This is a genomic window from Kaistella solincola, from assembly GCF_000812875.1.
Classification (GTDB): domain Bacteria; phylum Bacteroidota; class Bacteroidia; order Flavobacteriales; family Weeksellaceae; genus Kaistella; species Kaistella solincola.
Window position 1 is genome coordinate 748397 of record NZ_JSYK01000003.1, and the last position, 23372, is coordinate 771768.

Here is a 23372-nt window from a genome sequence, read left to right on the forward strand (position 1 = left end):
AAAAATTAATCACTAATAAAAGCATGGCATCAATTAACGCGTATTTAACCTTCGACGGCAACTGCGAAGAAGCTTTCATTTTCTACAAATCCGTTTTTGGCGGAGAATTTCCGATGGTCGGCAGATTCGGCGATATGCCGCCCGCAGAAGGAATGCCACCACTTTCGGATGACGTGAAAAGCAGAATCATGCACATCACGCTCCCGATTTCCCAAGAAACCATTTTGATGGGCAGCGACACCATGCCGGGCGTGCACGAGCACCAGGTTGGCAACAACATTTCGCTTTCTATAAACACTGATTCCCGCGAAGAAGCAGACCGCGTTTTCCACGGGCTTTCTGTCGGCGGAAATGTTACAATGCCGCTTTCCGACACGTTTTGGGGCGCTTATTTTGGGATGTGGACGGACAAATTTGGCATCAACTGGATGGTGAATTACGACGATCCGTCAAAAGTTCAGGCACACTAAATTTTTAGGAGCAACACGGTTTTCGCTTCTTTAAAAATTTCAACCCGCTTTCCGCTGTATCTTTTGCTGCACTTCGTTCCGCAAAAGGATGCCGCTGCAATCGGGGCTGGAAGTCCGGTTATTTTATCTTTCGAAGAAACCAAAAAATCTGCTCCTAAAGCAGGCAAAAAAAAGCCGGAAAAATTTTTTCCGGCTTTTTTAATCAAATTTTGAAATTTCTTACACGTTGGTGTTTTCCAAAATCACCGCGTAACCCTGTCCAACACCGATGCACATTGTTGCTAAGGCGTATTTTTTTCCGGTTTTATTCAGTTCCAGAGCAGCGGAGTAGGTGATTCGCGTTCCACTCATTCCCAGTGGGTGACCAAGTGCAATTGCACCACCGTTGATATTCACGCGTGGATCGTCGTTTGCAATTTCTAGCCCTTTCAATACCGCAATGCTTTGAGCGGAAAACGCTTCATTAAGTTCGATAACGTCCATTTGTTCCAAAGTTAGATTTGCTCTTTTCAACGCCAGTTTTGTAGCATCCACCGGACCGATTCCCATAATTCTTGGTTCCGTTCCGGTCACGGCGGAAGTCACGACTTTTGCCAAAGGCTTCAGATTATATTTTTCAATTGCCTCATCGGAAGCAATGATTACTGCGGCTGCACCGTCATTAAGTCCTGACGCATTTCCGGCGGTAACCGTTCCGTTTTCCTTTACAAATGCAGCGCGCAGTTTACCTAAAATCTCCATAGTGGAGTTGGGCTTAATAAATTCGTCCTGATTTACCACGGTTGGGTTACCTTTCCTTTTTGGAATCACGATATCCGAGATTTCTTCGGCTAATCGTCCACTGTCCTGCGCCTTTTTAGCTTTTTGCTGAGAGTTTAAAGCAAATTCGTCCTGCTCTTCGCGCGAAATATGGAACATTTCAGCCAAATTTTCAGCGGTTTTCCCCATTGCATCGGTGCCGTACATTTTTTCCATTTGCGGGTTGATGAAACGCCAGCCAAAACTCGTGTCGTACATTTTCTGATCCGTTCCAAAAGCATTTTCAGTTTTTGAAATTGCGTATGGTCCACGTGACATTCCTTCCACGCCGCCGGCGATAAAAAGATCGCCTTCACCTGATTTTATTGCGCGCGACGCCTGAACGATTGCGCTCATTCCTGATGCGCACAACCTGTTTACGGTTTCGCCCGGAACCGTTACCGGAAGTCCTGCCAAAAGCAGCGACATTCTGGCTATATTTCGGTTGTCTTCACCGGCCTGGTTTGCGCAGCCGATAATTACATCATCAATTTTATCAACCGGAACATTCGGATTTTTTTCAATTAAACTTTTAATTACGGACGCCATTAAATCATCGGTTCTTACCGGCGCCAGACTTCCTTTAAAATTCCCAATTGCAGAGCGGGTTCCATCAATAATATATGCGTTTTTAGTTGTCATCAGATTTAATTTTTCAAGTCTTAAAGATACGTTTTTTTTAATTTTTTAAGTTTCGTCATTGACTCTGTCCCCAATCTTCAAAATGTTTTTATGTAAAAATTTGGCCATAGAGCCGGTAAAAATCACAACCAAAAGTCCGATTGTACACCCAACCAGAACCGAAAGAAAGCGATCTATCGATGCCATAAAACCGTCGTTTGGTTTTTCAATCAGAATTATAATAATGGCAACGACCGCGGTGCGCGAAACGTTCAGCAGATTAAATAAATTACACAGCAAGGCTGCAATCAGAATTCCAACCAAAATTCTGTAAAAAATATCTACGGGCAAAGCAATCACCACGAACGCAGATAAAGCACCGATTAAGTTGGCTTTTACACGTTCCATCGTCAGGCGTGGAGAATCTTTGCCTTCCGGCGAGATGACCAGCATAATTGAAAGCAACGCCCAAAAAAGATCGAAATTTGGAAATTGTTTCATGAGCCAAAAACCAATTGTAAATCCCACCCAACACCGGAAAATATAAATGATGATGGGTGAAAAAACAAAGTTTCTAAAGCCGGTAATTGGGCTCATAATTAAAATTTAATTTCGAAAACAGCCGTGCTTTTGCAAAAGCTTACTGCAGTTTTTCTTCGAATTTTACGGCAGTTTTTTCGCGTATTTCTTCAATGGTTGCACCGGGTAATAATTCGGTTAAAGTTAGTTTACCATTTAAATAGCGGAAAACCGCCAAATCAGTAATCACCATGTCTACCGCACCTTTCGTGGTTAATGGCAAGTCGCAAACGGGAACTATTTTCGAAGTTCCGTCTTTTTCCGTGTGCATCATGGTAATGATGAGTTTTTTCGCACCGGATGCTAAATCCATGGCGCCGCCAACTCCCAAAAGAGGTTCGCCGGGAACAGCCCAGTTTGCTAAATTTCCGGCTTCGTCAACTTGCAAACCGCCCATAACTGCGGTATCTACGTGACCACCGCGAATCATTGCGAACGATTCCGCGCTGTCGAAATAGCTGGTTCCCGGAAGCGCGGTTACAGGAATTTTACCCGCATTTACCGGATAATCCATTGCGCCACCGCCGTCTTGTGGAACGGGACCTACGCCGAGCATTCCGTTTTCGGTGTGTAAAATTATTCCGTGTTCGGGTGTAATTAAATCAGCTACTAAGGTTGGAATTCCAATTCCTAAATTCACGACTTCGCCTTTACGCAGTTCAGCTAAAGCGCGTTTTGCCATATTCATCCGCTTTTCGGAAACTACTTTCGATTTATTTACTGAGCCAGAACTTCCCAATTCTTCCAAAGTGGTGTGCGCCTGTACCAAATAATCAACGTAGCAGCCTTGCGTATGAATATTTTCCGGAGCAATTTCGCCAACTTCTACGATTTCCTCAACTTCAGCTATGACCAAATCTGCGGCGGTCGCAAAAGCTTTATTAAAGTTCTGCTCCGTCATTCGATATTGCAGATTTCCGGCGGCATCAGCTTTCCAGGCGCGGATAAAAGCTACATTTCCACGAATTGCGGGAACAAAAACCATTTCTTTTCCGCTGATAACTTTGGTTTCTTTGCCTTTAGCAATTTCGGTTCCTGCGGCGGTTACGGTGTAAAAACCACCAATACCTGCACCGCCTGCGCGCACCGCTTCAGCTAAAGTTCCCTGCGGAATAAGCTCATATTCCACATCACCATTTTGTGCGGCTTTCACCGCTTCGGGATTGGACGTGAAAAAGGAACCGATCATTTTTTTTAACTGTCCGTTTCGCAAGAGCCGGCCACCACCTAGACCGGGTTCGCCAACATTATTTCCGATAAATGTTAAATCTTTGGTCTCCGTTTCCGCAAGCGCGTGCATCAGGTGAACCGGATTTCCTGTCATGCCAAAACCGCCTTGCAAAAGTGTATCACCACTTTTTACGAGTTTGGCAGCTTCTTTTGGACTTATTTGTGGTACATTTTTCATTACTTGAATTTTAAATTTTAATCAAATGGTTTACAATAATTTAAAATGATTGCAAAAGACACTTCATATTTTTTTGCCCTTAAAGCGGCAAATTTTTCTTTATTTCAAAAAATTCAGCAGAGCGTCATTAAATTCTTTTGGACATTCAAAAGCCGATAAATGTCTTGCATTTAAAATTATATGCTGAGAATTTTTAATGAGTTTCTGCATCTTATTTCCGTCATCAAGGGTAGTTACCGGATCTTCACTTCCCGAAATAATTAAAACCGGTTTTTCGATGTTTTTTATCTCTTCACTAAAATCTGCATCGCGAACCATAGCGCAACATGAAGAATAACCCTGGGCTGAATTTTTTTTGAAATTTTCTAAAATTTGCTGAACTTCTTCAGGTTCGTTTTTAATGAAATCATCGGTAAACCATTTTTCGGCTGTGTTTTCGGCAACATGTTTCAGTCCTTTAGTTTTAACAATTGAAATTCTCTCGTTCCAGCTTTCCTTTGTTCCGATTTTCGGTGAAGTATTGCACAAAACGAGTTTTTCAATTCGCTCACCGGCATTTAAAGCAAGCCATTGCCCGATTAAGCCGCCCATCGATAAGCCGCAAAAAATAAAGCTTTTAACGCCTAAAATCTCGGTGAGTTGCAAAATATCATTACCTAAAATCTCGGCAGAGTAGTCGCCTTCGGTGGTTTCGCTTTCGCCGTGACCGCGTGTATCGGAAAATAAAATGTTGAAATGTTTCGACAACTCATTTTCCTGCTTCGCCCACATGGAATAATTCGTACCGAGCGAGTTTGAAAAAACCAAAGTTTCAGCATTTCTGTTGTCGAGGAATTTGTAACTTAAAACAGCTTTATTGACGGTTATTTTGGGCATTTTTTCTGATATTTATAAATTGCCAAAACTCCGCATCCGAAAATGAAGAGTTTGGTAGAATTGCTATTTCAGTGAACTACGCGTTTTCGTAAGAAGCTCTTGATCGGTGATTTTCACCATCATCCGGCGCTTTAACTTCTTTAATTATGGAGAAATTGAAAGTTGCATGTGCGTAAGGTTCTTTTTCATAACCGTTTGCTTCCGCTTCTTCGGCAGTATGTCTACTGATGTGTGGAACGAGTTCGTCGCGCGTTGCAAAAGCAAAATCGTCATAGGTTAACGGATCGCCTTCAATATTGATTTGCGTTGTGAGTTTGCGGTAGTACGGATGTGTCACAAAAAAATGGATGTGCGCTGGTCTTGCGCCATGTCTTCCAAGCATCGACATCAGCCTTTCAGTAGGGCTTCCCGGAGGGCACGCGTATCCTGGCGGAACAATGGTTTTGAATTTATATTTACCATCCGCTCCAACTTTGATCGCGCGTCGTAAATTGAATTCCGATTGCGAAGTATCGAAATAGGAATACATTCCGTTTCCGTTGCAATGCCAAACCTCAAGTAAAGCACCTTCGACAGGATTTCCCTGAACATCTTTTATCTGACCTTCCATATAAAACCTTTCCAAATCTCGGTTTTCTTCCGGGTCATTTTCAAGCTCCGCGTAAGATAGGGTTTCCGGTGCACCGGCAACGTAAAGCGGACCTTCAATGGTTCTTGCAGTAACGCCTTCAATACCGGCTTCTTTGTCTGCCTGATCTTCCATCACATCGATAAAATGTTCAATTCCGGTTCCGGCGAACACCAATCCCCATTGGTTTGTTTCGCCCACTTCACGCAGAAAATCGGCGGCGTGCCACATTTCTTCGGAAGTGATATTAAGGTCAACCATTGCATAAAATAGATCTTTCAGCAATCGGTTAGTGATTTCTTTCACGCGCGGATTTCCGGCTTCAGCGCTTTCTTTAGAAACTATTTTGTCGTAAACTTCGTCTATCTGTTCTCTTGTCAACATAATTCGTAATTTTTTTATTAATATTCTTTTGATTATAGTAAATTTTCTTTGATGGCATTTGGGTGTTTGCAAATGCTTGTCACTTTTATATTCATGTATGGGAAAAGTGGGAGAGAGCTGATGATTTCATGCAGTTCTTCCGGACTTTCAACATCCAGTATGCTGATATTAGAATATTTTCCGGCCACACGCCAAAGATGTTTCCACTTCCCGGAATTTTGCCATTTTTGAGACGTCTCTTTTTCTCTTTCAAGGAAGCTTTTTAACTTGTCTTCATCCCAGCTTTCAGGGATTTTCACATCCATTTCTACTACGTATACCATGATTTATTTTCTTTTGTAATGATTTAATTTATCGGTGTTAATCTCGATTCCGAGACCCGGACTATTCGGGACGGAAAGTTGGCGGTCTTTGAAAACCATCGGGTTGGTCACAATATCGTTCGACAAAAGCAGCGGCCCGAAAAGTTCCGTTCCCCATTGCAGCTTATTAAAGGTGCTGAAAACATGCGCTGATGCAATCGAACCAATGGTGCCTTCGAGCATTGTGCCGCCGTAAAGCGCAATATCTGCAGCATCGGCAATGGCTGCTATTTTCGCGGAATTGTACAAACCTCCGGCTTTCATAATTTTAACAGCGAAAACGCTTCCACCACGAATTTTTGAAAGTTTCATCGCATCTTCAGTGGTTGCAACAGCTTCATCTGCCATAATCGGAACATGGAAAAATTCGGTTAAGCGTGCTAAACCGTCAAAATTGGTTTTTATGATTGGTTGTTCAATTAAGTCTACACCGTTTTCCTGTAAAACTTTAATCCAGGTTTTTGCGGTAAATTCGTCCCAGGCTTGGTTAATGTCAACCGTAATTTTAATGTTTTCGCCCAGCGCTTTTTTAATTGCGACAACGTGTGCAACATCTTTTTTTGGATCGTTACTGCCGATTTTGAGTTTAAAAGTGTCATGCCGGTTGATTGAAATTAAATGCTGAGCTTCCTCGATATCTTTTTCGGTATTTCCACTTGCTAAAGTCCATAAAACCGGAAGTTTTGTGTTAACCGAACCACCCAAAAGCTGTGCAACAGAAAAACCAAGCCTTTTTCCCAAAGCATCAAGCAAGGCGGTTTCTATTCCGGCTTTTGCAAATGTGCTGCCTTTCACATTTTTATTGATATCAAGCATTAAAGCATTGATATTTGAAGCATCTTTCCCGCTCAGTAATGGCGAAATATATCGCTCGATGGTGAGTTTCATCGCCTCCGGAGATTCCGGACCGTAGGTCATTCCGCCAATTGTAGTTGCTTCGCCCCAGCCGATAATTCCGTCGTCCGAGGTAATTTTAATGATTACCATCGTTTGGCTCATCATGGTGGCCATCGAAAGTTTGTGCGGACGGATGGTCGGCAGTTCAATAATGTCCGCTTCAACGCTTATAATTTGGGGAAAATCTGCCATTAGTGCTCGATATTTTAAAGTTAAATTGCTGTAACTTAATTGAATACCGAATTTACCACTCTTATTTCCAGGAAAATAGGATTTTTTCAATTATTACTAGGATAAATTGAAAATACCAGAAAAATGGGCGGTTTAAAATGCGATTTTAAAAGAAGATGAATTGCTGGTTAATTATAATTTGCGCGGTATTGTTTCGGCGTTTGTCCGGTTTTCTGCTTGAAAAGTCGCGCAAAGTAGCTCGGATCATCAATATCAAACTGATAGGAAACTTCGGAAATGCTGTATTCCATATTTTTCAAGGTTGATTTGATGTTCAAAATCAGGAAATCCAGGATGACTTCTTTCGGCGTTTTACCGGAAATCGTTTTGCAGATTTGGCTGAGCGACGCTACAGAAATTCCGAGCTCGGAAGCGTAATCTTCGATTTTTTTCTTAATGGAATTATTTTCCTGAACCAGTTTTTTAAATTTTCGGAAAACCTTTCTTTCGTTCTGATTCAGCGTGTGAATCTGCGTTTGGTGCGCCTGGCTGATGCGGTAAAGCCGTAGTAAAAGCATTCCAACCAGATATTGAAGTGCCAAATCTTTGCCCGGAAGCTGGTTTTGATATTCGAAAATACATTTTTTAATTGTCGTATAGGCGTCCTGAACGAGCTGATTTTCCTGATTGATTTCGGTAATGCTGATGGTGTCGAGTTCGTAAATTACCGCCACATCAAACTTCAACATCTGTTCCACTGCATTCGCGGAAAGCGAAATGAGATAACCTCTGGAGCCCGGCTCAAACTCCAAACCATGAAGTACAGATTGCGGAATCGTGAGAACGGAAGGCTTTGAGACGGAATATTTTTCGTTGTTCGCCAAAAGCTTAATTTTGCCCTTTTCAAGCACGAAAATTTGGAACAAATTGCGGTGCGCGTGCGATTTTATGGAATATCCGGATTTGCTGAAAACATCGTCCAACGGAATAATATTGATCATTTCACGTACCAACTTTATCGATTGCTCGCCATAAACACCGTTGTAGTAAACCTTTTGACCCATTTTTTAAAATTACAAAAAATCCGGCACAAAAAAATTTGCCGTTAAAAGGGCAAATTTTTCATTTTCTAAATGCTTATTTGATGAATTCCAGCAGCGGTTTTATAAATCGCTCAAAAACTTCAATGTGTGGCGAATGTCCGACGTTTTCCAGCTCCACGAGTTTTGAACCTTTAATTTTTTTCTGGGTTTCTTTGCCTAAATTCTGGTAAAGTCCCATCAGCGGCTGCAACTCCTTTGGCGCATTTCCTTTGCCTATCGCGGTTCTGTCCCGCGTACCGATGATTAAAAGCGTTGGCGCTGTAATTTTTTCAAAATCGTCAACCACAGGTTGCGTGTAAATCATATCGGTGGTCAGCGCGGCGTTCCAGGCAGTTATCGGGAAATCTTTTGAAATCGTCCAGCCAGCTAAAAGATTCAGCCACGGGTCGTATTCAGGTTTCCATTTTCCGTCGTAGTAAAATTTCAGCTGATAATCTTTGTAGGAATGGTAGGTGTTTTTAAGCTCGGAAGCGTACAATTTATCGATGTTTTGGTATGGTGAAAAGTTCCGGTAATCTTCCAGACCAATCGGGTTTTCAAGAATTAATTTTTCGACTCTTTCCGGATACATCACCGCCATTGTCGTCGCCAACATTCCGCCCATGGAATGACCGAGTACAATAAATTTTTCAATTTTTAAATCATCTAAAATAATTTTGGTATTTTCTGCAAGTTGCTGAAAACTGAATTGATACTGTTTCGGTTTCGACGATTTCCCGAAACCAATCTGATCCGGCATAATGACCCGGAAACCTTCTTTTAAGAGCGCTTTCGCGGTTTGTTCGAAATAGTAGCCGTTGAAATTTTTACCGTGAAGCAAAACGATGGTTTTACCGTTTGGTTTTTCCGGTTTTGCATCCATGAAAGCCATTTTCAAGTTTTGTCCTTGGTTTTTCACTTCTTTAAAATGAACCGGAAACGGATATTTTACAGTAGTCAGCTCCGCATCCAAAGGGTGAAGTTTAGAAAGATTCTGTGCATTGCAGGAAATGAAAAACAGAAAGAACACGGAAAAAATTAGCTGCTTAAATGACATTTTTTTGAATTTCCTCAAATTTACGAAACTATTTTTTTAGCCTTAAAAACACTAAAGATTTTAAAATTAAGGTTGGGCGGTGGCAGTTTTAAATTTAAATAAATGGATAACGCTGCTGGTTACTAAAACAACCGCTGCAATAATCGCGTAAGTGTTAACGACAGAATTGGTGTCGCTGTTTGACTGCGCAATTGCGACAAAAGCCCAGGCTCCGACAAATGCGAAAAACGGAGCATTTTTTCTCCACGTCATCAATAGATGAATAACAGTAGCAATGCTGATTAGAATAATGGTCCAGGCCGCTTCCGGAATGCCGAAACCGTTCCAGCCAATTTTTTGCAGCCAGGAAGCGGTGGCAACAATCAGCGCAACACTCATCCAACCGGCGTAAATTTGAAAAGGAACGTTGATTAACCACTTTTTTAAGCCGCTTTTAGCAAAATCTAAAGCAGGTATTAAAATCATTAGCAAAGAAACCATCGCGACAATTAAAATTAAAACTGAAAAACCGGCGAAACCATACAACCAGACGACGATCCAGGAACAGTTTGCGACGCAGGAAAGAACGAACCACCAACCCATTTTTTCTACAAATTTGTCAGTGTCGTTTTTTTCGGGTTTAAATAAACTTCGGCCGGTATAAATTACGAAAGCCAGCATGAAAAGATAGATCAAGCCCCAAATCGAAAAAGCATAACCTGCGGGTGTAATTAAAGTTTTGTATTGGTCGGAAACATCACCGATCGTTTTAGCGTCGAAAATGCCCGTGTTGCTTAAATAATTGAAAATAATGGTGAAAACTAAAGCGAAGCCGTTGGCAATCTGTAATGTTTTTTTCATTGTTTAGTTTTTTTAAAATTATAAAAAAAAGCTGTTTTAACAGCATATTTTTTTAATTCAAAGAAATTCGTTCCAAACGGTTAATCGTAAGCTTCCCACCAATTTTCATAAGTTTTGGTGTCATCCTGCCAATGAACAATTTCACCAATTTTAGGCGTTATAAGCGGTAATTTTTCGGTTTTGTTCAGTTCGGTAATTTTTTTCAAAGGTTCTTTCCAGCCGTGCAGCGAAAGCTCAAATTTAGAATTGTGAACCGGAATAATGTGCTTCGCGTTTAGGTTTTTCGCCGCCACCAAAAATTCTTCCGGAAGGATGTGAATATAGCGCCAGTCTTTGTTGTATTGCCCCAATTCTAAAATAGCGAGCTCAAAACCACCGTGTTTTTTTCCGATTTTTTCAAAATGATCATCAAAACCGGAATCGCCGCCGAGATAAATTTTTCGCTGTGGTGTTTCGAAAACAAAACTTGCCCAAATTGCCTGATTTCTTTTGAATGTTCTGCCGGAAAAATGTCGCGCTGTTTCGGCATATACTTTATAACCGTTTCCTAAATCTGCGCTTTCGCCCCAGTCCAGTTCGATAATTTTTTCAGGCTTATAACCCCAATATTCCAGATGTTCGCCTGTTCCCAAACCGGTGATTACCTGCTTGACTTTCGGCAGCAGTTTTGTCACGGTTTCGTAATCGAGGTGATCCCAATGATCGTGCGAAATTATAAGATAATCAAGCTCCGGAATGTCGTCTGTCGTGTATACATCTGAACCTCCAAACGCTTTCGTGGTGAATGAAAATGGTGAAGCATTGCCGCTCAAAACCGGATCAACCAGAATTTTTTTGCCGTCAATCTGCAGAAAATAGGAGGAATGTCCCATCCAAACGTAAACATTTTCATTCGGATTTAAATTTTTTAGATTGCTTTTGGTGAAATTGAATTTCTGCTGCGGTTTGGCATTTCCATTTTTACCAAACAAAAAGCGGTACATCACTTTCGGCATCGAAGTATCTTCCGCGAGTTGCGGCGTAAAATTCAGATTGTCAAAACTATTATTTATATAATGCGGCGACTTTTTAATTCTTTCCAAGCGCTTTCCCGACGGCGCTTTCCCGAATTTGGGGTGCTGCAAAATAAAATAGCCGGAAACCACCAAAACTGAAATTAATATTAAAACTGCTATCATAATTTTCTTCAGAACTTTCATTGACTTCGGTTAATTTCGTTCACTTTTAAAATATAAAATGAATTAAAATTTTACATTTAAATGCGCACAAATGTAATTTAAAATTAAAGAATGAATTAAATCAGGCGAATACTTTTATCTATGTTTGAAATTTGTGGTAACTTTAATATCATCTATAAAAAATTACTGTTATGCACGAAAATGTGGTTGTAAAAAAAGAAATCAATGCGCCGGTAGAAAAAGTTTGGCAGGCTTTGACTGATAAAGCACTGATGAAAAAATGGTATTTCGATATTCCGGATTTTGAACTGGAAACTCATAAGGAATTCAATTTTTATGAGCCGGGCGATGCTAAAAAATATCACCACCGCTGTGAAATTTTAGAAATAATTCCTGAGCGCAAGCTAAAGCATACCTGGACTTATCCCGAACTTTCGAAAGACAAAAGCATTGTGAAATGGGAGCTTGAGCAAGACGGAGACAAATCTTTGGTAAAAATCACGCATAAAGGCCTCGAAAATTTTAAGCACCTCGGCACCGACTTTCAAAAGGAAAGTTTTAACAACGGTTGGACGGAAATTTTAGGTAAAAATTTAAAAGAATTTGTAGAACAGTAAAACGAAAAAAAACGGTCAAATAGGCCGTTTTTTTATTTTTTATTTTTGAAGTTCCGTGCTTTCCAGATTTCTTTTCTGCACTTTTTTGAAGGTGTAGGCACACATCAAAATGCTGAATTCATACAGCAAAAGCAGTGGTAAAGCCGCCATCATCATGCTTAAAACATCTGCGGGCGTTATGATCGCTGCGACAACCATGATTAAAACAATGGCGTGCCTGCGATATTTTCGCATGAATTGCGGCGTAAGAATTCCAATGGAAGTAAGGAAATAAACAATCACCGGAAAAAGGAAAACCAATCCCATTCCTAAAACAATCTGCATAAATAAAGTGGTGTAATCTGTCAAATCAAAAAGCTGCGTGATGCTGTCTGAAACTTTGAAAAGCAAACCAAAATTTATAGCGAAAGGCAAGATTAAAAAGTAGCCGCAAAGAATTCCAACCGCAAATAAAATCCAGACAAAATTGATTAAGAAAACCGAATTTTTTCTTTCTTTCGGGTGTAAAGCCGGCGAGATAAAGCGCCATAACTCCCAGATTAAATAAGGAAAAGCTGCCACCATTCCACCGAAAATAGAAACTGCCATCATGACGTTGAACTGCTCGAAAAGTTTTTTCTGCTGAACGGCAAAATTTCCGGGAAGCGTGATGCTGTTTTCACCGATGAGTTCGCGCGAAAAATGATTCACCACACGGAAAGTTAAAAAATCATTGCGTGTAGGCCCGAAAAAAATATGGTCCATAATCCAGTTTACATTGAAACCGATAACGATGGCACAAACCACAATCGCAATGAGAGAACGGACTAAATGTGCTCTTAATTCACCTATATGCCCGAGAAAGGACATTTCTTTTTTTTCGGTCACGAAAATTTATTTTAATTATGTACGAGTCCGCCGGTAAAGCGGTTTTTTCTGCAGTTGCGAAATTATAAATTAATTGCTGAATAATTTTAATATGTTCCAAATATTATAATTCTAAAAATTCCGTGCTTTTTGACCGTTTTTTTTCGAAATGGCTAGAAATCGGCAAGTGCTAATTAATTCCTTCATCCAAAAGCCGGTGAATATCAATAATACCGAAATATTTTCCGTTATCAGTCACGATAAGCTGTCCGATATTTTTATCTTTTAAAATCTGCATCGCTTCTTTTGCTAAAGAATTTTTATCCACGCTTTTCGGATTTTTGCTCATAATATCTTCAGCTTTAAGCTCCGTAAGATCACGGTCGCTCAGGAGCATCCGCCGTAAATCGCCATCGGTAATTACACCGGTAATTTTTTCAGCATCCGTAACCACCGTAATACCGTGCTTAGAACTGCTTACGGAAATAATAATGTCCCGCACCGAAGAATCCGGTGAAACCTGAGGTTTTTGCGGTGATAAAAACTGTTCAACCTTGGCCGTAAGATTTTTACCTAAACTTCCGCCGGGATGAAATTTCGCAAAATCGTTTTCTTTAAAACCATTGAGTTCCATTAAGCAAACCGCCAATGCATCTCCTAAAGCCATTTGCACGGTAGTTGAACTTGTTGGTGCCAATTTGATTGGACAGGCTTCTTTTTCAACGAAAGTATCTAAAATAACAACTGAAAATTCGGCTAACTTGCTTTTTGCATTTCCGGTCATTCCAATTAATGCTGCGGAATAATCCTTTAAAAATGGTAAAAGCGTCACAATCTCCGGCGAATTTCCGGAGTTGGAAATACAAAGTACAACATCGGATTTTTGAATAACACCCAAATCACCGTGAATTGCTTCCGAAGCGTGTAAAAATTGCGCGGGCGTTCCTGTAGAGTTTAGCGTTGCCACCATTTTGTTGCCAACGTGCGCCGATTTGCCAATTCCTACGACAATTAATTTTCCGGAGCTTTTATTGATGATTTCTACCGCGCGTACAAATTCGGAATCAAGACGGTTTTTTAGGGCTTCAAGCTCGGCGATTTCAACGGAAAGTGCGTGTTGAGCGAGGTTTAGAATGTTCTGAGTATTCATTAAATTTGGTAAAAATTTGCCATTTTAGGTCCTATTTTTTTTGGTAATAAATTCTAAGCTCGCGTTTTTTCGTGAAACAGCACAAATGCTTCGGTCGTGATAAAATCGCAAAGTAGGACTAAATTGTAATTTTAATTTTTTAACTTTGGTTACAATGCAAATTTAGGAAACAATATCTATCTTCTTAGATTAATTCTAAATTTTTGAGCGGCGATGTTTTAGACGAGGAAAGAGGAGCCGTTATATAAATATGAAATTGAAAATGAAAACATCCAATACCGATTTATCCAAAGAGCTCAAGAAATATTTCGGTTTTTCCACATTTAAAGGTCATCAGGAAACCATTATAAAGACGCTGCTGGAAGGTAAAGACGTATTCGTGCTGATGCCGACAGGTGGTGGAAAATCACTTTGCTATCAATTGCCCGCCCTGATGTCGGACGGAACTGCGATAGTGGTTTCACCGCTTATCGCGTTGATGAAAAACCAGGTGGACGCTATCAACGGACTTTCATCTGTGGAAGGTGTCGCACACGTTCTGAATTCTTCTTTAAATAAAACCCAGACGAAACAGGTTTTTGATGATATCCGTTCTGGTGTTACAAAACTTTTATATGTTGCGCCGGAATCTTTAATTAAAGAAGAATATCAGGAATTTTTAAAAGAAGTTGAAATTTCTTTCGTCGCCATCGATGAAGCGCACTGTATTTCCGAATGGGGACACGATTTCCGCCCGGAATACCGGAATTTGAAATCGATAATCGATAAAATTGCCGATGTTCCCGTAATTGCTTTAACCGCGACGGCTACTCCGAAAGTTCAGGATGACATTCAGAAAACTCTGGGAATGAACAATGCCGTGGTTTTCAAAGAAAGTTTTAACCGCCCGAATCTTTTTTACGAAGTAAGACCAAAGGTAAATATCGACCGCGAAATCGTAAAATTCATCAATGCACGAAAAGGTAAATCCGGAATTGTGTACTGTTTAAGCCGGAGAAAAGTGGAAGAATTTGCGCAGGTTCTTCAGGTAAACGGAATTAATGCTTTGCCATACCACGCCGGTCTCGACCAAAAAACGCGCGTCATGAATCAGGATAAATTTCTGATGGAAGATGCCGACGTCATTGTTGCCACCATCGCTTTCGGAATGGGAATCGATAAACCCGATGTGCGTTTTGTGATTCATTACGATATCCCGAAATCGCTTGAAAGTTATTATCAGGAAACCGGCCGCGCCGGAAGAGACGGCGGCGAAGGTTATTGTCTGGCTTTTTACGATCCGAAAGACATTGAAAAACTTGAGAAATTTTTAGCACAAAAACCAGTTTCGGAACGTGAGATCGGTTTGCAGCTTTTAAATGAAGTCGTGGGTTATGTGGAAACATCGATGAGTCGCCGCCAATATATCCTGTACTATTTTGGTGAACAGTTCGACCCGAAAAACGGTCAGGGCGCAGGAATGTGCGACAATGCTGTAAATCCGCCGGTGCTGAAAGATGCGTCGAAGCAATTGATTACGCTCTTGCAATTGGTGAAAGACTTAGAGGAAAAATTTAAAACCAAAGATTTAATCGCGGTGATTGTCGGTAAAGAAAATCCGGTCACAAAATCCTATAAATTAGAGACCACAAAACATTTTGGCATCGGAAAAATAGAAAACGAAAACTTCTGGAAAACCATTATCCGCCAGGCGACCGTGCAGAATTTCCTTCAAAAAGATATCGAGACTTATGGCGTTTTAAAACTCACCGAAAAAGGTCAGAAAGCGCTCGCAGAAAAGAAAGAGAATATATTTTTCATTGCCGAAGACCGCGAATATAACCTCGAACAAACGAAAGCAAATGCCGATAAAGGTCAGTCTCAAGCGAGCGGCGGCTTAGACGAAGTTTTATTTTCGCAGCTAAAAGAACTGCGGAAAAACGTAGCGAAAAAACTTGGAAAACCACCGTACACCATTTTTATGGATCCGAGTCTTGAAGATATGACAGTTCAATATCCGATTACGGTGGAGGAAGTTGGTAATATTTACGGTGTTGGCGACGGCAAAGCTAAAAAATACGGAAAGGATTTTGCGGATTTTATCAGGAAATATGTCGAAGAAAATAATATCGAGCGGACGCAGGATATGGTGATGAAAACCGTGGCGAACAAATCCAGCCACAAAGTTTTTATTATCCAGAGCACCGACAAAAAAATTGATCTTGAAGACATTGCGAAAGCGAAAAATCTCTCCATGGACGATCTTTTGAAAGAAATGGAACGCATTGTTTATCAGGGAACTAAACTGAATATTGATTATTATATTGACGAAAATTTTGACGAAGATATTGTGGAAGATTTTATGTCTTTTATGGGCGAAAGTGAAAGCGACAGCATGAAAATTTTGCTCGCAGAATTTGGTGATGATCTTAGCGACGAAGAAGTTCGGATGTTGCGTATTAAATTTATTTCAGACGTAGCAAATTAAAAAAATGAAAAATTCATTGTTGGAAGCCCGAAAAAATCTCATCGGCTGGATTGAAAGTTTGGATGATGCTGAGGTTTTGCAAAAACTAATTGACATTAAAAATTCGGCAAGTTTAGAGAAATGTGCCACAAACATCAATTCCGAAAAAATTGAAGAAAAGGATTTCGACCAGCAATTTGCGGCAGGAATGACACCAGATGAACTTCTGGAAAATATCGCTTCGCATATCGAGTCGATTGATTCCGAAGAAAACATTTAGCTGTTTAGCAAAAAATGCCCGTTTTAACCGCCAATTTTTATTGATAAACCTTTAGCGAAATATTGTAAATTCGCATTTAGCCTTGTCATCGTTTCAAAAAACTGACAAGGTTTTTTTTCTCAAAAACATGAAGAAGACCGTCATTTTATTTATACTTCCGGATTTGGAAATGGGCGGCGCAGAGCGTATTGTCACGACAATTGCGAACCATCTGTCACGCGAAACCTTCGATCCGAAAATCCTTCTACTTCGCAAAGAAGGCGGTTATCTGGAAATTTTGAAAGATGATGTAGAAATTATTGACATTAAAACACCCAGAATCCGAAATTCTTTACTTCCGATTTTAAGAGAAATAAAAAGCCGAAAACCGGATATTGTTTTCAGCGGCTTCGGAGAAGTTAACGCTTATTTGGCACTTTTTATCAGAATGTTTCCGAAAATTAAATTCGTCGCGCGCGAAACCAATGTGGTTTCAAAACACGTAACGCGAAAAGAAATTCGCTTTTTCTATCGCTTTTACAACAACTACGATCAAATCATTTGTCAGAGTGACGATATGAAAAATGATCTTATTGAAAATTTCAACCTTAAACCGGAAAAATTAATTAAAATCAATAATCCGGTGGATTTTGAATTTATCGAACAAAATTTAGCAATTTCTGAAAAACCCGAAGCTTTTAGAAATGATTTTAGAAATGTTGTCGCAATTGGAAATCTTTCAGCGCGAAAAGGTTTTGATAATTTGCTGAAAGTTTTCAGCCATTTAAAAAAGGAGAAAATTCTGCTGCATATTTTGGGCGATGGGCGCGACAAAGATTTACTTCTTCAGATGAAAAAAGATTTAAATTTAGAAAATGTAATCTTTCACGGACAGCAAAAAAATCCGTATCAATACCTGAAATTTGCGGATCTTTTTATTCTTTCTTCGCGTTACGAAGGTTTTCCGAATGTGCTTTTGGAAGCCGGCGCGTGTGGTACTTTTTCTTTAGCAAATAACTGTCCGGGCGGAATTTCAGAAATTATTCAAGCCGGCATAACCGGTGTAATTGCTGAAATTGAAAAAAGTGCCGATTTTGCGGCTAAAATTTCTTCGCTTCTAACACAAAATCAAGATTCTACAGAAATTAAAAATTCTATTTCATCACGCTTTTCGAAAGAAATAATATTAGAACGATACACAGAGGTATTAAAAAAATTATAAAGTGAAATATTTCAATTTGTTTTTTTTTGCAACTATTCTATCATGTTCGCCGTTTTTAAACAAAGAAAAAAATGTAGAGTTTTCCGTTGTTGAAGGTAAAGTTCTATTTTCGAAAATGGAGTCGGTTTTATTTGATAAAGAGAGCGCGAAAATATCAAAATTTTCAGATTCTTGCAGAAACAATAGGTTAAATTGTTACTACGACAATGAAACTTTTCCGGCAACATTTCCCGGTGGAATGAATAGATTTACAACGGAATTTTATGATAATTTTAGAATTAAAAAATCTACGAAACCGTCTGATATTAAGGTTAGGATGATCATTGGAAAACAAAATAATATTCAACACGCCGAAATATCCGGTTTTAAGGATGAAAAAATGAAGAGTGAAATCAAAAGAGTTTTAAAATTACCGAATTTAAATAAGTGGCACTCTGCGAATACCATATTGGGAAAGTCTGATTATGAAATAATTTTCTTAATAAAAATTAAATAGTGTACAACAATTAAATCTATTTTACTCTCTTATTAAAAAAAAATTATTTCAAAAAAAATACGACGAACTTTTCCAAATTTTATGATTGCGCTCACAAGCTAAAATCCAAAATTTGTAAACTTTTGGAAGTTGTGGAAAACTTATTGGATTGCTTTTTAAACAGTTATCGTAAAAGTTTTGTAAACTTTATGTCATCTGAATAATCTTCTATATATTTAAATTCTGAAACTAGAAAATATATGGAAGCAACTCTATCTTCAAAAAAAATTATGACTTTTACGTACGATGAAGCTTTTCAGGCTTCTTTAGAATATTTCGGCGGCGACGATTTAGCAGCTAAAGTTTGGGTCAGCAAATATGCACTGAAAGATTCTGACGGCAATATTTATGAGCAAAATCCGGACGATATGCACCGCAGAATTGCTTCGGAAATCGCCCGAGTTGAAGAAAAATATCCAAATGCGCTTTCTGAAGATAAAGTTTTCGACCTGATCAAAAATTTCAAATATATCATTCCGCAGGGAAGTCCGATGACGGGAATTGGCAATAATTTCCAGATCGCGTCGCTTTCGAACTGTTTTGTAATCGGTAGCGGCACGCAAAGCGATTCTTACGGAAGCATCATGAAAATTGATGAAGAGCAGGTTCAGCTGATGAAGCGCCGCGGTGGAGTAGGTCACGACCTTTCCAACATCCGACCGAAAGGTTCCGCGGTGAAAAATTCTGCGCTGACTTCCACAGGTTTGGTTCCGTTTATGGAAAGATATTCCAACTCCACGCGCGAAGTTGCGCAGGACGGCCGCCGCGGCGCGCTGATGCTTTCCGTTTCCGTAAATCACCCCGATTCTGAAGATTTCGTGAACGCAAAACTGGAGCAGGGAAAAATTACAGGTGCTAATATTTCGGTGCGAATTGACGATGATTTTATGAAAGCCGTCGTCAATAAAGAAAATTACATCCAAAAATATCCGATTCACAGCAAAAATCCAAAATTTCAAAAAGAAATAAAGGCGGTCGAATTATGGAATAAAATCATCCACAACGCTTGGAAATCTGCTGAACCGGGAATTCTTTTCTGGGACACCATTATCAATGAATCTTTGCCGGATTGTTACGCAGATCTCGGCTACGAAACGGTTTCCACGAACCCGTGTGGTGAAATTCCTTTGTGTCCGTACGATTCATGTAGACTGTTGGCGGTAAATTTATTTTCATATGTTGAAAATCCATTCACGAAGCAGGCAAAATTTAATTTTGAGCTTTTCGAAGAACATGTCGGTTACGCGCAAAGAATGATGGACGATATTATCGATCTTGAAATTGAAAAAATCGATGCTATTCTGGCTAAAATTGAAGCTGATCCTGAAGGCGAAGAAATTAAAGCGACTGAGAAGAATCTGTGGTTAAAAATTCGTCAGAAAACAATTGAAGGCCGTAGAACCGGTGTTGGAATTACCGCAGAAGGAGATATGCTTGCAGCATTGAATATTCAATACGGAAGTAAGGAAGGAAATGAATTTTCGACTTTGGTGCATAAAACTTTAGCGTTGGCGGCGTACCGTATGTCTGTTGAAATGGCGAAAGAACGCGGAGCTTTTGCAATTTATGATGCGAAAAGAGAGGAAAAAAATCCTTTTATATTAAGAATTAAAGAAGCAGATCCGAAACTGTATGAAGATTTAAAAAAATACGGCCGAAGAAATATTGCGTTACTGACAATTGCGCCGACCGGCAGTACTTCGTTGATGTCGCAAACCACTTCCGGTATTGAGCCGGTTTTTCTGCCCGTTTATAAAAGACGCCGAAAAGTAAATCCAAACGATCAGGACATTCGTGTAGATTTTGTGGATGAAGTGGGAGACTCGTGGGAAGAATATCTGGTTTTTCACCACCGTTTTAAAGAATGGATGGAAGTTCAGGGAATAGACACCGAAAAAAATTATTCTCAGGAAGAATTGAATAAAATTATTGAGCAGTCACCATACTTTAAAGCAACTTCCAATGATGTGGATTGGTTAAGCAAAGTGGAAATGCAGGGCGCCATTCAGAAGTGGGTGGACCATTCCATTTCGGTAACGATCAATATACCCAATGATGCGACGGAAGAACTCGTAAATCAGCTTTATATCAAAGCCTGGGAAGTAGGCTGTAAAGGCGTAACCGTTTACCGTGATGGTTCGCGTTCCGGTGTTTTGATTTCCGCAGATGATAAAAATGAGGAAAAAGCCGAAATGATTACTCCGGTTTTCCCGACCAAAAGACCGCATATTTTAGAAGCTGATGTGGTGCGTTTTCAAAATAATAAAGAAAAATGGATTGCTTTTGTCGGTTTAATTGAAGGGAAACCTTATGAAATTTTTACAGGTCTTGCTGAAGATGAAGAAGGAATTGCCGTTCCGCGCTGGGTGAATGAAGGCGTGATTATTAAAAACCAGGACGAGAACGGAAAATCGCGCTATGATTTCCAGTTTAAAAATCTGCGTGGTTATAAAACTACCATCGAAGGACTTTCGCATAAATTCAAGCCGGAATTCTGGAATTATGCAAAACTGATTTCGGGAACTTTAAGACACGGAATGCCGATTGAAAACGCAGTTGAGTTGATCAATCGTTTGGAGCTCGATTCAGAGTCCATCAACAACTGGAAAGCTGGTGTGGCGCGCGCGTTGAAACGCTATATTCCTGATGGAACGGAAGCTACAGGAAAATGTTCAAACTGCGGCTCAGACCAGGTGGTTTATCAGGAAGGATGTTTGACGTGTAAGAATTGTGGAAATAGTAAGTGTGGGTAATGTCATTGCGAGAAGCGTAACAAAGTGGAGCGAAGAAGCAATCTGTGGATATCTTTAAAAAAAAGGCACTAAATGCGCCTTTTTTTTCTAAGGTTTTTTATATATTAAAATTTTCATTATATTAGAGATAATGGGAGATAACCAAAACTCCTTCTTAAAATATTTAATGGCTAATGTTTTTAAAATCGGTGATACTTATTATTACCAAAATTCGCCAGTCAAAATTATTTCAATTATTAGCAATGAGATTGTTGAAATACTTGGCGAAAAAAAAGGGATTCCCTTTAATGTAAAGGTTCCCATTTTAGATTTGAAAAGTGAATTAGATAAAAAAGAACACTTTTTCTTTTAATTCGGATTTAGAACTTCTGCGAAAAGTTCTAAAAGCAAATGTACTAATGTATTGGGAAGCCACAAAATTTGTGGCTTTTTATTTTATGATCTCGTAATCGTAAATTATTTTTTGAATTTAAAAATATCAAAATTAGAAATCAAAATTTTTAGCCCTGATTGAACGGCATGTTTGAGCTCTCCCAAGCGCGGGGAATGCGCGGCGGGAAGCGAGTAGTGAAAGCAGGTTCCCGGCTCCACTGAATACTTGCTTGTTAAATTCCAAGTTTTCATAGTCATTCGTTCCTAATTCCTCGCAATGACATCAGCGGAAAATCTTGGCAAAACCACGGCGCTCCACGCGGAATAATTTCGTAAATTTGTGCTACTTTTAATAAAATCATAAAAAGATAAATATGAGTCAATTTGATGTGACCGTTATCGGTTCCGGTCCTGGTGGTTATGTTGCGGCAATTAGATGTGCGCAACTGGGTATGAAAACAGCGATTATCGAAAAATATCCGGTTTTGGGCGGTACTTGCCTCAACGTAGGTTGTATCCCGAGTAAGGCGCTGCTGGACAGTTCGGAGCACTTCGAAAACGCGAAGCACAATTTTGCCAACCACGGAATTATCATCAATGAGCCTAAGGCCGACTTGTCCCGAATGATTGAGCGAAAAAGAGAAGTGGTGGACCAAACTACGAAAGGAATCCAGTTTTTGATGGATAAAAACAAGATCACGGTTTTCGAAGGCGTGGGAAGTTTTGAATCGCCGACTCAAGTTAAAGTAACAAAAAATGATGGCTCTACGGAAACCATCGAATCGAAATATTCTATTATTGCAACGGGTTCTAAACCGAGCACTTTGCCGTTTATTACCTTAGATAAAGAAAGAATTATTACGTCTACAGAAGCTTTGGAGCTAAAAGAAATTCCGAAACACCTCATCGTAATCGGTGGTGGAGTAATTGGTCTGGAACTCGGTTCTGTTTACAAAAGACTCGGCGCTGAAGTTACTGTGGTAGAATTTATGGATAAAATTATCCCGACCATGGACGGTGCTTTATCGAAAGAATTGAATAAAGTCCTCAGAAAGCAGGGAATGAAATTCAACCTTTCAACAGGAGTTCAGTCGGTTGAAAGAAATGGCGATACCGTAAAAGTTACCGCGAAAGACAAAAAAGGTGAAGAAGTAACTTTTGAAGGTGATTATGTTTTGGTTGCCGTGGGTAGAAAACCTTACACAGACGGACTTGCGGTAGAAAAAGCGGGCGTTGATCTTGACGAAAGAGGAAGGGTGAAAGTAAACGAACACTTGCAAACCAATGTTTCCAATATTTACGCGATCGGTGATGTGGTTGTAGGCGCAATGCTGGCGCACAAAGCTTCTGAAGAAGGAACTTTGGTTGCAGAACTTATTGCCGGACAAAAACCGCATATCAATTATAATTTAATTCCGGGCGTGGTGTACACCTGGCCGGAAGTTGCCTCAGTTGGTAAAACCGAAGAGCAACTGAAAGCGGAAGGTGTAGCCATAAAAATTGGTAATTTCCCGATGCGCGCTTTAGGAAGAAGCCGTGCTTCCGGTGATGTTGATGGTTTCATCAAAGTAATTGCAGACGAGAAAACCGATGAAATTTTAGGTGTTCACATGATCGGCGCGAGAGCTGCAGACTTAATTGCCGAAGCTGTTGTAGCGATGGAATACCGCGCAAGTGCTGAAGATATTTCCAGAATGTCTCACGCGCACCCGACGTACGCTGAAGCCATGAAAGAAGCTGCACTAGACGCAACCGGAAAAAGAGCTTTGCATTTCTAAATCTTAAATTGCTATAAAAATTAAAAAGAGAAGTTTCGGCTTC

The 23372-nt window shown here is 39.9% G+C and carries 22 protein-coding genes; 9 read left to right on the plus strand and 13 right to left on the minus strand.

Translation table 11 applies throughout. The features are described from left to right. Positions 1 to 23: 23 nt before the first annotated feature. On the plus strand, positions 24 to 470 hold the full coding sequence (locus OA84_RS07480; protein ID WP_039344303.1) for a VOC family protein: 447 nt from the start codon (positions 24 to 26) through the stop codon (positions 468 to 470). A 219-nt stretch (positions 471 to 689) separates the two neighbouring features. Here the strand turns inward: OA84_RS07480 and OA84_RS07490 are convergent, their stop codons facing one another. The 11 genes from OA84_RS07490 to OA84_RS07540 form a co-directional block, all read right to left on the minus strand. Then, positions 690 to 1910 carry an acetyl-CoA C-acyltransferase gene (locus OA84_RS07490; protein ID WP_039344309.1) on the minus strand — a complete coding sequence of 407 codons (1221 nt, stop codon included), beginning with the start codon at positions 1908 to 1910 and terminating at the stop codon, positions 690 to 692. A gap of 45 nt (positions 1911 to 1955) precedes the next feature. Then, entirely contained in the window at positions 1956 to 2486 is a 531-nt protein-coding gene (locus OA84_RS07495; protein ID WP_039344312.1) for an FUSC family protein, read from the minus strand. Between the two features lie 43 nt (positions 2487 to 2529). Beyond that, positions 2530 to 3876: a 3-oxoacid CoA-transferase gene (locus OA84_RS11315; protein WP_084060882.1), complete on the minus strand. Its 1347-nt coding sequence runs from the start codon at positions 3874 to 3876 to the stop codon at positions 2530 to 2532. A 99-nt stretch (positions 3877 to 3975) separates the two neighbouring features. Next, positions 3976 to 4752, minus strand: a complete 777-nt coding sequence (pcaD, locus tag OA84_RS07505; RefSeq protein ID WP_039344314.1) for a 3-oxoadipate enol-lactonase — start codon at positions 4750 to 4752, stop codon at positions 3976 to 3978. Positions 4753 to 4828: 76 nt separating this feature from the next. Then, positions 4829 to 5764 (minus strand): dioxygenase family protein, encoded by a 936-nt coding sequence (locus OA84_RS07510; protein WP_221399750.1) that lies wholly within the window; start codon positions 5762 to 5764, stop codon positions 4829 to 4831. Positions 5765 to 5796: 32 nt separating this feature from the next. After that, positions 5797 to 6087, minus strand: a complete 291-nt coding sequence (gene catC, locus OA84_RS07515) for a muconolactone Delta-isomerase (protein ID WP_039344317.1) — start codon at positions 6085 to 6087, stop codon at positions 5797 to 5799. A 3-nt stretch (positions 6088 to 6090) separates the two neighbouring features. Then, positions 6091 to 7215: a muconate/chloromuconate family cycloisomerase gene (locus tag OA84_RS07520; protein ID WP_039345860.1), complete on the minus strand. Its 1125-nt coding sequence runs from the start codon at positions 7213 to 7215 to the stop codon at positions 6091 to 6093. A gap of 167 nt (positions 7216 to 7382) precedes the next feature. Beyond that, positions 7383 to 8258 (minus strand): AraC family transcriptional regulator, encoded by an 876-nt coding sequence (locus OA84_RS07525; RefSeq protein WP_039344320.1) that lies wholly within the window; start codon positions 8256 to 8258, stop codon positions 7383 to 7385. Between the two features lie 73 nt (positions 8259 to 8331). Further along, the gene (locus OA84_RS07530; protein WP_039344323.1) at positions 8332 to 9333 is read right to left on the minus strand and encodes an alpha/beta fold hydrolase; all 1002 of its coding nucleotides are present in this window, start codon (positions 9331 to 9333) and stop codon (positions 8332 to 8334) included. Between the two features lie 66 nt (positions 9334 to 9399). Next, positions 9400 to 10173, minus strand: a complete 774-nt coding sequence (locus OA84_RS07535) for a hypothetical protein (RefSeq protein WP_039344326.1) — start codon at positions 10171 to 10173, stop codon at positions 9400 to 9402. Positions 10174 to 10253: 80 nt separating this feature from the next. Then, positions 10254 to 11351: an MBL fold metallo-hydrolase gene (locus OA84_RS07540; RefSeq protein ID WP_039345863.1), complete on the minus strand. Its 1098-nt coding sequence runs from the start codon at positions 11349 to 11351 to the stop codon at positions 10254 to 10256. Positions 11352 to 11542: 191 nt separating this feature from the next. Here OA84_RS07540 and OA84_RS07545 point away from each other — a divergent pair, with 191 nt between their 5' ends. After that, complete coding sequence (locus OA84_RS07545) at positions 11543 to 11968, plus strand: SRPBCC family protein (protein WP_039344328.1); 426 nt, start codon at positions 11543 to 11545, stop codon at positions 11966 to 11968. A gap of 39 nt (positions 11969 to 12007) precedes the next feature. On the opposite strand, the gene tatC is transcribed toward OA84_RS07545, so the two are convergent. Further along, positions 12008 to 12835 carry a twin-arginine translocase subunit TatC gene (tatC, locus tag OA84_RS07550; RefSeq protein WP_185093402.1) on the minus strand — a complete coding sequence of 276 codons (828 nt, stop codon included), beginning with the start codon at positions 12833 to 12835 and terminating at the stop codon, positions 12008 to 12010. Positions 12836 to 13004: 169 nt separating this feature from the next. Continuing rightward, positions 13005 to 13964, minus strand: coding sequence for a KpsF/GutQ family sugar-phosphate isomerase (locus OA84_RS07555; RefSeq protein ID WP_039344331.1), 960 nt, complete (start codon positions 13962 to 13964; stop codon positions 13005 to 13007). A 262-nt stretch (positions 13965 to 14226) separates the two neighbouring features. Between OA84_RS07555 and recQ the strand changes: the two genes are divergently transcribed. The 7 genes from recQ (at position 14227) to lpdA (ending at position 23329) form a co-directional block, all read left to right on the plus strand. Further along, positions 14227 to 16431 carry a DNA helicase RecQ gene (recQ, locus tag OA84_RS07560; protein WP_039345869.1) on the plus strand — a complete coding sequence of 735 codons (2205 nt, stop codon included), beginning with the start codon at positions 14227 to 14229 and terminating at the stop codon, positions 16429 to 16431. A 4-nt stretch (positions 16432 to 16435) separates the two neighbouring features. After that, positions 16436 to 16690, plus strand: a complete 255-nt coding sequence (locus tag OA84_RS07565; protein WP_039344334.1) for a hypothetical protein — start codon at positions 16436 to 16438, stop codon at positions 16688 to 16690. Positions 16691 to 16817: 127 nt separating this feature from the next. Then, positions 16818 to 17891: a glycosyltransferase gene (locus OA84_RS07570; RefSeq protein WP_039344336.1), complete on the plus strand. Its 1074-nt coding sequence runs from the start codon at positions 16818 to 16820 to the stop codon at positions 17889 to 17891. A 1-nt stretch (position 17892) separates the two neighbouring features. Beyond that, complete coding sequence (locus tag OA84_RS11400; RefSeq protein ID WP_156965048.1) at positions 17893 to 18387, plus strand: hypothetical protein; 495 nt, start codon at positions 17893 to 17895, stop codon at positions 18385 to 18387. Positions 18388 to 18626: 239 nt separating this feature from the next. Next, positions 18627 to 21179 carry an adenosylcobalamin-dependent ribonucleoside-diphosphate reductase gene (locus OA84_RS07585; RefSeq protein ID WP_039344345.1) on the plus strand — a complete coding sequence of 851 codons (2553 nt, stop codon included), beginning with the start codon at positions 18627 to 18629 and terminating at the stop codon, positions 21177 to 21179. A gap of 130 nt (positions 21180 to 21309) precedes the next feature. Next, the gene (locus OA84_RS07590) at positions 21310 to 21531 is read left to right on the plus strand and encodes a hypothetical protein (protein ID WP_039344348.1); all 222 of its coding nucleotides are present in this window, start codon (positions 21310 to 21312) and stop codon (positions 21529 to 21531) included. A 394-nt stretch (positions 21532 to 21925) separates the two neighbouring features. Continuing rightward, the gene (lpdA, locus tag OA84_RS07595; RefSeq protein ID WP_039344350.1) at positions 21926 to 23329 is read left to right on the plus strand and encodes a dihydrolipoyl dehydrogenase; all 1404 of its coding nucleotides are present in this window, start codon (positions 21926 to 21928) and stop codon (positions 23327 to 23329) included. Positions 23330 to 23372 lie beyond the last annotated feature (43 nt).